Annotated in this window: 9 protein-coding genes and 1 tRNA gene; 8 read left to right on the forward strand and 2 right to left on the reverse strand. The window is 47.9% G+C overall.

Annotated features, from left to right (window positions below; all coding sequences use genetic code 11):
* The first annotated feature begins 50 nt into the window (after nt 1-50).
* From ACFQRK_RS03230 to ACFQRK_RS03260, 7 genes are all read left to right on the forward strand, one after another.
* The gene (locus ACFQRK_RS03230; protein ID WP_379003574.1) at nt 51-3,554 is read left to right on the forward strand and encodes a SusC/RagA family TonB-linked outer membrane protein; all 3,504 of its coding nucleotides are present in this window, start codon (nt 51-53) and stop codon (nt 3,552-3,554) included.
* Nucleotides 3,555-3,677: 123 nt separating this feature from the next.
* Nucleotides 3,678-5,399 carry a RagB/SusD family nutrient uptake outer membrane protein gene (locus ACFQRK_RS03235; RefSeq protein WP_379003576.1) on the forward strand — a complete coding sequence of 574 codons (1,722 nt, stop codon included), beginning with the start codon at nt 3,678-3,680 and terminating at the stop codon, nt 5,397-5,399.
* Between the two features lie 3 nt (nt 5,400-5,402).
* Complete coding sequence (locus tag ACFQRK_RS03240; RefSeq protein WP_379003578.1) at nt 5,403-6,404, forward strand: sugar phosphate isomerase/epimerase family protein; 1,002 nt, start codon at nt 5,403-5,405, stop codon at nt 6,402-6,404.
* A 125-nt stretch (nt 6,405-6,529) separates the two neighbouring features.
* A complete protein-coding gene (locus tag ACFQRK_RS03245; protein ID WP_379003580.1) occupies nt 6,530-7,837 on the forward strand; it encodes an MFS transporter in 1,308 nt (435 codons plus the stop codon).
* A gap of 46 nt (nt 7,838-7,883) precedes the next feature.
* Nucleotides 7,884-8,612, forward strand: coding sequence for a (Fe-S)-binding protein (locus ACFQRK_RS03250; RefSeq protein ID WP_379003582.1), 729 nt, complete (start codon nt 7,884-7,886; stop codon nt 8,610-8,612).
* Nucleotides 8,613-8,661: 49 nt separating this feature from the next.
* Nucleotides 8,662-9,567, forward strand: coding sequence for a sugar phosphate isomerase/epimerase family protein (locus ACFQRK_RS03255; RefSeq protein WP_379003584.1), 906 nt, complete (start codon nt 8,662-8,664; stop codon nt 9,565-9,567).
* Between the two features lie 67 nt (nt 9,568-9,634).
* Nucleotides 9,635-10,390: a Ku protein gene (locus ACFQRK_RS03260; protein WP_379003586.1), complete on the forward strand. Its 756-nt coding sequence runs from the start codon at nt 9,635-9,637 to the stop codon at nt 10,388-10,390.
* A 226-nt stretch (nt 10,391-10,616) separates the two neighbouring features.
* Here ACFQRK_RS03260 and ACFQRK_RS03265 read toward each other — a convergent pair.
* Together ACFQRK_RS03265 and ACFQRK_RS03270 are read right to left on the reverse strand one after the other, a co-directional pair.
* A tRNA-Thr gene (locus ACFQRK_RS03265) sits at nt 10,617-10,689 on the reverse strand.
* Between the two features lie 89 nt (nt 10,690-10,778).
* Nucleotides 10,779-11,195 carry an OsmC family protein gene (locus tag ACFQRK_RS03270; RefSeq protein WP_379003588.1) on the reverse strand — a complete coding sequence of 139 codons (417 nt, stop codon included), beginning with the start codon at nt 11,193-11,195 and terminating at the stop codon, nt 10,779-10,781.
* Nucleotides 11,196-11,294: 99 nt separating this feature from the next.
* Between ACFQRK_RS03270 and ACFQRK_RS03275 the strand changes: the two genes are divergently transcribed.
* Nucleotides 11,295-12,482: a cysteine desulfurase family protein gene (locus ACFQRK_RS03275; RefSeq protein ID WP_379003590.1), complete on the forward strand. Its 1,188-nt coding sequence runs from the start codon at nt 11,295-11,297 to the stop codon at nt 12,480-12,482.
* Nucleotides 12,483-12,506: the final 24 nt, after the last annotated feature.

Here is a 12,506-nt window from a genome sequence, read left to right on the forward strand (position 1 = left end):
TGATCAAAAATATGAAAAAAGATCGAATTATTGCTTTAATCAACATAGCGATGAGATTAACCTTTTTATACGCCCTCATCACCTCTTTTGTAATTTGTTCAACTTACGCGGCGGATGCTGATGCACAGGGTGTGCTCGATAGAAGGGTAGCTTTTTCGGCAAAACGTACCTCGATTAAGGACCTGATTACAGAATTGGAAGAACAGGCCGGTGTGAAATTCATTTACAGTTCGTCCGCAATTAAAGCCGACCGGAAACTTAAAGTGTACGCAAAACAGGGGGAATTATACAGTATTCTGGAGGAGGTATTTAAGCCCTTGGGGATCACCTACCAAATATCAAATGACAAAATATTGCTTTTCAATTTATTTCAAGGGTTTACGATTACAGGTAAGGTTTCGAGTGCGGACGATAAGCTGCCGATTTACGGTGCAGCGGTTAAGGTAAAGGGTACCACCAGGGGCACCAGTGCAAACGACAACGGGCAATTTTCGTTAGAGGTACAGCCAAAAGACGTTGTAGAAGTGAGTTATATCGGGTTTGTTACCCAGGAATTCGTAGTGGATAGCACACAACGGATTTATGATATTGCCCTGCAAGCCTCGCTAAGCGCATTGGATGAAGTCGTCGTAACGGGCTATTCCGCCCAACGGGTGAAAGATCTAACGGGGTCGGTTGCGGTGGTCGACGTAAAGGGGTTGAAACAGCAACCGGCTGCCAGCCCTATCGAGGCCCTTCAGGGCAAGGCTGCGGGTGTGCAGATTATTAATGACGGCGCGCCGGGTGCGACACCGCAAATACGGATCCGGGGTTTTAGCACAATCAATAACAACGATCCCCTATATGTGATTGACGGAATGCCCTACGAGGGTAAGCTGGGATGGCTGAACGCAAATGACATTGAGTCCATGCAGGTGCTAAAGGACGCTTCCGCGGCTTCCATATACGGAGCACGGGCGAACAACGGCGTCGTGATTATCACAACCCGGAAAGGCCAAAAAGGTGCGCCAAAGATAACTTTTGATGCGTATTACGGTACCCAGAGCCCTAACCGGAACCGGTTCCCGGAATTCTTGAACCCGCAACAATTTGCGGAATATGTTTACCAACGTTTTAAGAATGCCGGCGAAACGCCTGGTACCAGTGAAACAAGCGGTACTAACTATGGATCGGATCCCAATAATCCGACGTTGCCTGATTACCTGCTAGCAGGAACTAAAACCGGTCACGATATCACCGAAGCGGATGCCGATCCTGCCAAATACAATTATGTGATGGACCCGGCTCAATTTTATCAGATTACGCGTGCGAATAAAGCAGGGACCAACTGGTTCGATGCTATTACGCAGAATGCGCCCATGCAAAATTACCAGCTAAGTATATTGGGAGGTGGTGAAAATGCAACGTATGCCTTAAGCGGGGGCGCCTTCAAGCAGGAAGGCACGTACCAGTATACAGGCTTTGAACGCTATACCATCCGCAGCAATACTACGTTCAGCTTTCTGGATGAACGGCTCACCATTGGTGAGAATATGCAATATTCGCATACTCGTGGAAACGGCTTTGGAGTAAATGTCAACAGGGCCGGTGAATACCAGGGAGAGGCGTCGCCTATCGGCTGGGCTTACCGAATCCAAACCATCATTCCCGTCTACGACATTAGGGGTAACTTCGCTGGTACCCGAGGGGATAAAATGGGAAATGCAGACAATCCGTTGTCAGTACTGTACCGGTCAAAAGATAACGTTAATAACAGCGGACAGTTTTTTGGCAGTGCCTTTGCAGATCTCAAATTGGCAAAAGGCCTGAGTTTCCGGACCACTTTTGGGCTGCGCTATGAAAATTATAATAGCAAATCCATTGGTTATCCAAATCCCGAACGTTCCGAAGGCAATTTTACGAATAACACCCTGGAAGAGACACAAGGATACAATTCGGAATGGACCTGGACCAACACAGCAACGTATAAAAATGTATTTAATGAGGCACATGATCTTACGTTACTTGTCGGCACCGAAGCGGTGGAATCGAATTGGCATCAGCTTCAGGGAAATGGAAATGACTTTTTTATAGCGGGCGACCTAAATTACTATTACCTGAACACGGCGGCGACTACCCGTGGAGAGAGCGAAGGCTCCGAAAGCGCATTGTTTTCAATTTTCGGCCGCGCCGACTACGCCTTTAAAGACCGATACCTGTTGTCGGCGACCCTGCGGCGAGACGGGTCGTCCAATTTCGGTCCGGACAATCGATATGGACTATTTCCTGCTGCAAGTGCTGCTTGGCGCTTATCGAGTGAAAGTTTTATGAACACGGTGGTTTGGGTGGATGACCTGAAACTCCGGGCAGGCTACGGAGTAACCGGCAATCAACGGATACCGACATTTCAGTTTTTGAGGCGGTATGCATCTGGCGTAAACCAGTCGTTTTACCCGATATCAGGCGGAAGCGAACTCGTCAGCGGCCTATGGACAAGCAATTATGATAACCAAGCGGTGAAATGGGAGGAATTGAAATCGATCAACGTGGGACTTGACTTTACGCTTTTCAATAATACGATCGATGGAGCCGTTGAGTGGTTTGACCGACGCACGACAGGGGTATTATATCCCGTTCCGCAACCGGCGGCAGCTGTAGGAAGGGGCAATTCACCTTTTGTTAACTCCGGTAACATCCAGAATAAAGGGGTTGAAGTGTCGTTAAACTATCACTATATGGGAAGCGAGGGTGAAAACCCGTTCCAATTCGATGTGGGCGTGTTTTTCTCCCGGTATACGAACGATATTATCGAGTTGGCACCGTCCGTCAAAGAGCAACCCTATTTGACGCTGCGCGGCGTAACCACGTCGGTGTTGAAAGCAGGAGCGCCACTGGGTGCCTTTTACGGATATCAGGTGGCTGGTATCTATCAGAATGAAGAGGATATCGCTAATAGCGCATCGTATGAGGATGCCCGGGTGGGCGGATTTAAATTCGCTGATATTTCGGGGCCTGATGGCGTTCCCGATGGTGTGATTGACGGAAATGATCGTACCGTTATCGGTGATCCGCATCCCGATTTCATCTACTCTTTAAGTTTGGGTGCTTCCTACAAACGCTTTGATGTGAGCATGTTCTTTAACGGTTCGCAGGGTAACGAGCTATTTGACCTCACCCGTCAGTACACGGACTTTTATGCATTTCCTGGCGCCGTGAGCACCCGGACACTAGATGCATGGAGCCCGAGTAATCCAAACAGCTTGATGCCGTCTCCGCATGCCAAGGCACCTACGATTGAATACCAGTCGTCCAGTTACTACGTGCAGGATGGTAGCTTTTTCCGCATGAGAAACTTGCAGGTGGGCTATAATCTTCCGGTTAATCATATGTTCCAGGGCCGTGTGTCCAACCTAAGAATATATGCGAGTGCTACCAATCTGTTTACGATTACGGGATATAGTGGAATGGATCCGGAGGTGAGCCAGTATTCGTCCGACTTTACTGCGCCGGGAGTGGATATGGGAGTTTATCCCGTTCCGCGCCAATATCTGTTGGGCGTAAGTGTGACTTTTTAGTGGCTCACTATGAACCTATCAATCGATCGAAATTTAAACATGAAACCTATCGTGCCGGCACCGGGTGGAAAAGGTAATGACGGCGCAGGTTTCATAAGGCTTTTAAAAGTAAACTATACGGGAATGAAAAGATGTTATAAAATAGTGGTTGCGATTACGTTGTTGAGCGTGGGAGGCTGTAGTGAATCCTTTTTGGACCGGAGTCCGCAAGGGCAGCTCACCGATGACCAGGTGAGTAATACCAAAGCAGTAGAATGGATGCTTACGGGTGCATACGGTTTGATGAATGGCAACCGTGACGGAACTTGGGGTAATTATGCTTCGGCACCGAGTCAATGGCTTTTCGGGGAAGTAGCGGCCGACAACGCCCATAAGGGAAGCGAGTTGGCAGATCAAGCGGTGATGTTCGATATCGAAATGCACAATGCCATCAGCGTCAATGAGCACTTGTCCACCATGTGGAACAATTATTATGAAGGGATCACCCGCTGCAACGCCACGTTGCGTCAGCTTAAGGTGGTGCAGGAATCAACGGACGGCGAGACGTTTTCCGCTGAACGGGCCGCAGAAATCGAAGCCGAAGCCAAAATGCTGAGGGGGCATTACTACTTCTTCCTTTGGCGGGTGTTCCGAAACATTCCTTATATCGATGAGACGGTGTCAACCGCCGATGCCGCTCAGGTGCCCAACAACGTGGACGTGTTGCCTATGATCGAGGCGGATTTTCAGTTTGCCGTGCAAAACCTTTCAGATGAAAAACCGCTGGGCGACGCAGGACGTGTCGATGGAATTGCCGCCAAATCCTATCTGGCGAAAGTTTACCTTTATCAGGAAAAATATCCGGAAGCGCTTGCGTTGTTTAAGGAGGTGATCGCTTCGCGCCCCAATCTTGAAGACCTGCCGTTCCTGAATAATTTTGACGTAAACACGGAGAATGGGCCTGAATCAATTTTTGCGGCACAGCACGCGATCAATCCGGACGGTGGAGGCGACAATGCGAACGTCGGCGATATGCTCGGCGGATTGTATGGCTCGGCTCCGGCAAACTGCTGCGGTTTTTTCAATCCCAGCTTCGATCTGGTTAATTCCTTCCGGGTGACGGCGGCGGGTTTACCTATGCTGGACGGTTCCTATCGGGACGATCCGTATAAATCGGACTATGGGCTCACGGGAAACGCTAAAACAAACTACGAGGTGGATAAAACGCTCGCGGTAGACCCTCGGCTGGATTATACCGTGGGCCGACGGGGAGTACCCTACCACGATTGGGGTATTATGCCTGGCGATGGTTGGTTGCGTGACCCTGCATTCGGCGGACCTTTTGTAGGATACAAACATATGATTGACCAGGCTGATTTTGCGGGGAATACGCAGTCGGGCGGGGTTAACTATGTGACCTCATTGAACGTAAATATCATTCGCTTGGCCGACGTTTACCTGATGGCCGCGGAATGTGCAGCGAAAACAGGTGATTTGGCTTACGCATTGGCACGTGTGAACAATGTTAGGGCAAGAGCGGCTAAAATTCCTGTAAAAACGGTGGGGGGTACACAGGTGGCGGCTTATAATGTGAAACCGTATTCGGCATTTCCCGATGAGCAGTACGCCCTGAACGCCATCCGCTTTGAGCGTCGGTTGGAATTAGCATTGGAAGGACATCGCTTCTTCGACTTGGTAAGGTGGGGGATTGCGAAGGAGACGTTGGAGAGCTATTCCGCTTTCGAGGGCGGTATCATCAGCGCTTACGGCGGACTTACGTTTACAGACAAGAATACCTATTTTCCGATCCCTCAGGACCAGCTGGACCGGAGTGGCGGGGCATTGGTTCAGAACACAGGATACTAGGTTATGCGTTCAAGAAGAAAGTTTATTCATCAGCTGGGAACCGGAATGGCAGCCATTATGGCAGCGCCAATGCTATCTGTATATTCGTGCAATTCTGCAGGGAAATCAGAAAAGACTGCCGAAACCAAGGAAAGTTCACCTGAATTATTCTTTAAAATTTCATTGGCAGAATGGTCATTGTACCGGGCACTTTTCAGTAGGCAACTAGACCACCTGGATTTTCCGTTATACACGAAGCAAAAGTTCGGTATCGACGCAGTGGAGTACGTTAACCAGTTTTTTATGGATAAGGCGAAAGACCGTGTGTACCTCGGTGAACTGAAAAAGCGGTGCGACGACCATGGGATTACGAGTGTGTTGATCATGTGCGATCTGGAGGGGGACCTTGGTGACGCCGACAAGAATAATCGACAGGCAGCCGTTGAAAATCATTATAAATGGGTGGAAGCTGCCAAATTTCTGGGCTGTCACGCTATCCGGGTAAATGCAGCAGGGGAGGGCGGTCCGAAAGAAACCGGCAGGTACGTAGTGGAGAGCTTGACCAGGTTAGCCGCGTTTGCAAGCGATTTTGGCATTTCAGTCATCGTAGAAAATCACGGCGGATACTCCTCCGATGGCGCGTGGTTAAGCGGCATAATGAAGCAGATTGCCTTACCGAATTGCGGGACTTTGCCCGACGTAGGGAATTTTTGCATCAAACGGAATCTACCGACCGAATCTACCGTGGAAGCCTATTTGACCACGGAATGTCTGGATGAATATGACCGCTATAAGGGACTTAAGGAGCTGATGCCGTTTGCCAAAGGCGTAAGTGCAAAGACTTACGATTTTGACGAGCAGGATAACGAGACCACCATTGATTACCGGCGCGTGCTAAATGAAGTCCGCGATGCAAAATTCAGTGGCTATATCGGTATCGAGTATGAGGGACATCGCTTGCCGGCCGACGAGGGAATCTTGAAAACCAAGGCGTTGTTGGAACGAATCGGTAGGGAATTGACGTAGCTACTTAGTTAAACCAAAAAACCATATCAGGGAATCTCGATGAATCTGTTCGTCGGATTCCCTTTTTTTCTTTTTTTCGACCTAACGTTTCACGAATCGATGATTTGCCTATCTTAGCCACCCTAATGAAACCCTCAGCACTGCTTAAAAATCATCCTCCCACGATTCGCGCATGGGCGATGTTCGACTGGGCAAATTCGGCGTATAACCTGGTGATAACGTCCACTATTTTCCCTGCTTATTACACCGCCATAACCTTTACGGAAACGCATGGCGATCGGGTTACGTTCTTTGGATTCGAAGTAGTCAATACGGCGCTGTCCAATTTTGCGTTATCAGCCGCTTATCTTCTGATGGCGTTGGCTTTGCCGATCTTGTCGTCGGTGGCCGATTTCAAAGGAAATAAAAAGGCGTTTATGAGGTGGTTTACTTATTTGGGGGGGATGGCCTGTATGGGATTGTTTTTCTTCAAACTCGAAACATTGGAATGGGGAATCATCTGTTTCACGCTGGCGGCCATGGGCTACGTAGGTGGGGTGCTGTTCAATAACTCGTACCTCCCCCAAATAGCAACGGTCGATCAGCAAGACCGGGTAAGTGCACAGGGATTTGCCTACGGGTACGTCGGATGCGTAACAATTCAGATTATCTGTTTTGTATTTATCCTGAAGCCAGAATGGTTTGGCATCACCGATCCAAGTTTCGCTCCGCGGTTGTCTTTTTTACTGGTTGGTCTTTGGTGGATAGGCTTTGCACAGATTCCTTTTGTTAAGCTGCCTCGTGATCAACGAAATGGGCAACGGATTACGAAGCACGTGTTACGAAAGGGGTTTGCAGAACTTCGAGAGGTATGGAGTAGGCTCAGGGAAATACCCGAAATCAAACGATTTTTGCCTGCTTTTTTCTTTTATGCGATGGGAGTTCAGACTGTGATGATCGTGGCGGCCGCGTTTGGCGAGAAAATATTGCATTTAGGCGCACCCAAGCTGATTGCCACCATTTTGATCATTCAGCTGGTGGCTATTGGGGGTGCTTACCTGATGTCGCTGCTTGCCCGTTACATAGGGAATGTCCGTGTGCTGATGCTTGTGGTATGTATCTGGATCGGAATCTGTGTCTCTGCGTATTACATCAATCACGAAATTCAATTTTATATTTTGGCTGCTTTGGTCGGTCTGGTGATGGGAGGTATACAATCGCTTTCTCGTTCTACCTATTCCAAATTATTACCTCCTGATGAGGCAGATACCGCTTCATTTTTCAGTTTTTATGATGTTACAGAGAAGGTGGCCATTGTGATCGGACTTTTTTCGTTTGCCATCATAGAACAGATAACAAATAATATTCGTTATTCGGCACTGTGCTTAGGTATATTTTTTGTAATAGGATTGATGCTTTTGGGAAGGATGCAAGTTTTAACAAAAAAACCGTAGCGCGTCCCGATCGATTGCATTAAATTTGTCGATATTAGGTTTGTGCATGACGGTTCAACTCTTTATCCCATGTTTTATTGATCAGTTGTTTCCCGAGACGGCTTTCAACACCGTTCGGATTTTGGAAAAAGCGGGGTGTACTGTGGTTTATAATCCCCAACAGACCTGTTGCGGACAACCGGCATACAATGCTGGCTTTTGGGATGAAGCGAAGCAGGTTGGCCATAAGTTTTTGCATGATTTTGAAGATGACCAAGTCATTGTGTCTCCATCTGCTTCATGCACCGGTATGATCAAGAACTCCTATAATAACTTGTTTACCAACACGATGGTTCATAACCGTTGCCGGGCTATTCAAGGGAATATCCACGAGCTCTCTGATTTTCTTGTGAATGTACTCAGAAAGGACTATTTTGGTGCTGAGTTGGAAGGACGCGCTGTGTATCATGATTCATGTTCGGCATTGCGCGAGTGTCATATTCGGGATGAACCAAGGCAGTTACTAAACAAGGTAGATGGTCTTGAGTTGCTGGAAATGAAGCACACCGATATGTGTTGCGGTTTCGGGGGTACGTTTGCGGTAAAGTTCGAAGCCATATCAAGCGCCATGGCCGAACAAAAAGTGCATCAGGCCTTGGAAATGGAAGCTGATTTCATTATCTCCACCGATTCGTCCTGTTTACTGCACCTTCAAGGTTATATAGACCATCATCGGTTACCGATCAAAACGATGCACCTGGCAGACGTGTTAGCGCATGGTTGGGCAAATATTTGAAACGGGCGTCCTAAAAGTGAAAACAGAACATTAACTAAATGTATATATAATGACAGATAGAAGATCATTTTTGAAGCACCTGGGAGTAGGAGCTTTGAGCGCCACAGTACTTCCGGCAGTGGCAACCTCAATGTTTTCTACAACAACGGGCAAAAAGCTATTTTTCGATATTTCATTAGCCGAATGGTCACTGCATCGGACACTTTTCGACGGCAAGCTGAACAACCTTGATTTTCCGGAGACGGCAGCAAAGAAATTCGGCATTTACGCTGTGGAGTATGTGAATCAGTTTTTTAAAGACAAAGCCCAGGATAAAAAATATCTGGCGGATTTGAATCAGCGAGCAAAGGACAATGGTGTAAAGAATGTTCTGATCATGATCGACGGAGAAGGCCCGTTAGGTTCAACAGATAAGGGGGAACGGGAACAGGCCGTGGAAAATCATTACAAATGGGTGGAAGCGGCTAAATTTTTGGGTTGCCATGCCATCCGTGTCAACGCGGCCGGAAAAGGAACGCCCGACGAGGTGAAAGCCGCAGCTATCGATGGCCTGGGTAAGTTGAGCGAGTTTGCTAGCGCCTATGACATCAGCGTTATTGTCGAAAATCACGGAGGCATATCCTCTCACGGCGACTGGTTAAGCGCGGTACTTCAGGGAGTCGGGAAGGCAAATTGTGGCAGTCTGCCCGATTTTGGAAACTTTTACGAATATGACCGGTATCAGGGTGTGAAGGACTTGATGCCCTTCGCAAAAGGCGTAAGCGCCAAGGCCAACGTATTTGACAACCAAGGGAACGAAGTGAATATTGACTTTCGCCGGATGCTTCAGCTTGTAAAAAATGCTGGATATACCGGATATGTTGGCATTGAATACGAAGGCGACCAGCTTAGTGAAGAGGAAGGTATCCTGGCCACGAAACGCCTGCTGGAACGCGTCGGCGCCGAACTAAGCTAAACAGCTTTTTAAACCACGCAACAACATTTTCACCGCTTTCATTGTTGTACTTTCAAAAAGTACGACAATGAGAGCAATATGGACGGGAGCCATCGGCTTCGGATTGGTCAATATTCCCGTAAGAATATTCAGTGCAACAACAGACAGTAGACCCGACTTGGATATGCTCGATCGCAAAGATCATTCGCGCATCCGATATAAACGCGTGAATGAACGAACGGGAAAAGAAGTCGATTGGGACCAGATTGTGCGAGGATATATGCTGGATGACAATTACATTGTTCTTGACGAAGCAGATTTTGAAGAGGCCAGTCCGGAAAAGACGAAAATGATCAATCTTCAATCCTTTGTCAAAGAGGCGGATATTGACAGTATTTATTTTGATAGCCCCTATTATCTGCAAGCACAGAAAGGCGGGGAAAAAGCCTATGTGCTTTTGCTTAACGCGTTGGAAAAGACCAAGATGGCTGGCCTTTCAACTTTTGTAATGCGCAATACCGAGAATCTTGCGGTTATCAGACCGCATCAAGGTATTTTATTGCTTAATAAGCTGCGATTTGAAGAAGAAATTCGATCCGTTGATGAAATTAAGCCCAGTCAGCGCATCAAAATCGCCAAGCAGGAGATGGATATGGCCGTGCAATTAATTAAAAGGCACTCCAGTGATTTCGACGTGACGGCATACCGCGATGAGTATAGCAAAGAATTGATGAAAATTATCCGTGCAAAGGCCAAGGGTAAGCGTCCTACGGTACGAAAGATCAAACCGCGCAAAGCACCTTCTGAAGACCTGTTGGAACAATTGAAAGCAAGCCTTGCCTAATATTGTTTGCTTAATAATTTGTTTCAAGAAATTTAGGAAAAGTTTGGCACTGGATTTGCTAAAAAGGGGATAGGTTTAGGTTGATAGCCCCCTAACCCCATTGGGGGCGGCCGCTCGTCGCAAGACGAGCGGCTTCTTTTTTACCGGCCCATAAGCAAAGCGTGGCCTTGGATGGCCGTGTGTATGATGCACTCGTGGAAGGGGTTAGGAATTTTTGAAGGAAATGAGCCGACGATGGGATTCGAACCTACGACCTACGCATTACGAATGCGTTGCTCTACCAGCTGAGCTACGTCGGCTACTGGAGGTTGTTACGAGCGCAAATATATGGCGATACGCCGCAATTCCAAAATATTGCTGTATTTTTTTTGGCGCTAACGGTTCGCTCTTAACTTAAAACAGCATTCAATCCGATGGCAGTATTCAGTAATTTCGATATCGGGCAAATTTCCTTCGCCTTTTCTGCAATTTCCTTAAAATCGGATTCGGAAATGCCGGGCACATTACCGGTAAGATCCAGCTGGACCGCCGTAATGCTGCCATCTTCAAACGTTACCTTGGCTTCTGTATCCAAACTGGTTGGTTCGTATCCTTTCTCACTAAGCAAAAAGCTTAGCTGCATCGTAAAGCATCCAGCGTGCGCTGCACCGATCAATTCCTCGGGATTAGTTCCTACGCCGTCTTCAAATCGGGTTTTGTATGAATACGGGGTTTGATCCAAAACGGTGCTTTGCGTGGTAACACTTCCTTTTCCGTCCTTTCCAGTACCTTGCCAATTGGCACTTGCTTTTCTAGTAAATTTCATTTGAAATGTTTAAGTTAGTTTTCAATGGATTCGCTATTTTTCCGTAAAGTTATAAAGAGAGAACAAATGATACGCTAAAATTGTTTATAAATTCGCAACATGGACAGGCTTATATACCTTGACAACAACGCGACCACGCCACTTGACCCGCGGGTGCTGGATGCAATGATGCCCTATTTGACCACACATTTTGCGAACGCATCCAGTGTAACCCATCGGGCAGGCCGGGAGGCGGCCGCGGCCGTGGAACATGCAAGAGAATGCGTGGCTTCGCTCATTGGCGCTTCTTCTAGTGAACTTACCTTCACGTCGGGAGCTACGGAAGCCATCAATATGGTGCTGAAAGGGGTATATGAGCGTTATCAAACGAAAGGGAGGCACTTTATCACTTGCCAAACCGAGCACAAGGCTGTATTGGATACCTTTGCTTACCTCGAAAAGCAGGGGGCGGAGGTTTCGTATTTGCCTGTATCCGCGGACGGTACTCTTGACTTGGCTGAGCTTGACGCAACCATTCGGGCCGATACGGTGTTGGTTGCGCTGATGCAGGCGAATAACGAAACCGGTGTTCTTCATCCGGTACGGGACATCGCGGAAATCACTGCGCAGCGCGATGTGTTGTTTTTTTGTGATGCCACGCAGGCAGCAGGGAAAGTGCCCATAAACGTAGCAAAGACAGGAATAGACTTGCTTTGTTTGAGCGGCCATAAATTTTACGGTCCTAAAGGCGCCGGTGCGCTATATATCAAACGCAAGAGCAGACGCATACAGACTGGCATTCTATTGCATGGCGGGGGACAAGAAAATAAGCTTCGAGCGGGAACATTGAATGTGCCAGGTATCGTCGGATTCGGGAAAGCAGCAATCCTTGCCCGAGAGGAACTGGAAACAGATTCCGTTCGGTTAGCGAAACTGAGAGATCAGCTGGAAAAGGGATTAACGGCGTTGCCTGCGACTTTCGTAAACGGGGTGGAAACAGCTAGGTTGCCGAATGTCAGCAACGTCGCGTTCAGACATCTCAGGGCCGATCAGGTAATGGTCAGCTTACCTGACATTGCCGTAGCGTCGGGGTCGGCCTGCGTAAGTGGCACACGGGATCCGTCTCATGTGCTGAAAGCCATGGGACTTTCGGATGCAGATGCACATGCTTCCATCCGGTTCAGTCTAGGAAGGTTTACGACCCCTGATGATATCCGTACCTGCGTCGCTCAGGTTACGGCAAGCGTGAACGAGCTGCGTAGTTCTTCGTTTATCTGGCAATTGCATGCATCAGGGCTCGTCGATTGAAATGATTCATTATTCACGTTAAAC

It is taken from the genome of Parapedobacter sp. GCM10030251, assembly GCF_042666505.1.
Lineage (GTDB): Bacteria > Bacteroidota > Bacteroidia > Sphingobacteriales > Sphingobacteriaceae > Parapedobacter.

Excerpts from the sequence above, each read along its gene's own strand:
- ACFQRK_RS03230 (WP_379003574.1), top strand. The coding sequence starts at position 51 with ATGAGATTAACCTTTTTATACGCCCTCATCACCTCTTTTGTAATTTGT.
- ACFQRK_RS03235 (WP_379003576.1), top strand. The coding sequence starts at position 3,678 with ATGAAAAGATGTTATAAAATAGTGGTTGCGATTACGTTGTTGAGCGTG.
- ACFQRK_RS03240 (WP_379003578.1), top strand. The coding sequence starts at position 5,403 with ATGCGTTCAAGAAGAAAGTTTATTCATCAGCTGGGAACCGGAATGGCA.
- ACFQRK_RS03245 (WP_379003580.1), top strand. The coding sequence starts at position 6,530 with ATGAAACCCTCAGCACTGCTTAAAAATCATCCTCCCACGATTCGCGCA.
- ACFQRK_RS03250 (WP_379003582.1), top strand. The coding sequence starts at position 7,884 with ATGACGGTTCAACTCTTTATCCCATGTTTTATTGATCAGTTGTTTCCC.
- ACFQRK_RS03255 (WP_379003584.1), top strand. The coding sequence starts at position 8,662 with ATGACAGATAGAAGATCATTTTTGAAGCACCTGGGAGTAGGAGCTTTG.
- ACFQRK_RS03260 (WP_379003586.1), top strand. The coding sequence starts at position 9,635 with ATGAGAGCAATATGGACGGGAGCCATCGGCTTCGGATTGGTCAATATT.
- ACFQRK_RS03270 (WP_379003588.1), bottom strand. The coding sequence starts at position 11,195 with ATGAAATTTACTAGAAAAGCAAGTGCCAATTGGCAAGGTACTGGAAAG.
- ACFQRK_RS03275 (WP_379003590.1), top strand. The coding sequence starts at position 11,295 with ATGGACAGGCTTATATACCTTGACAACAACGCGACCACGCCACTTGAC.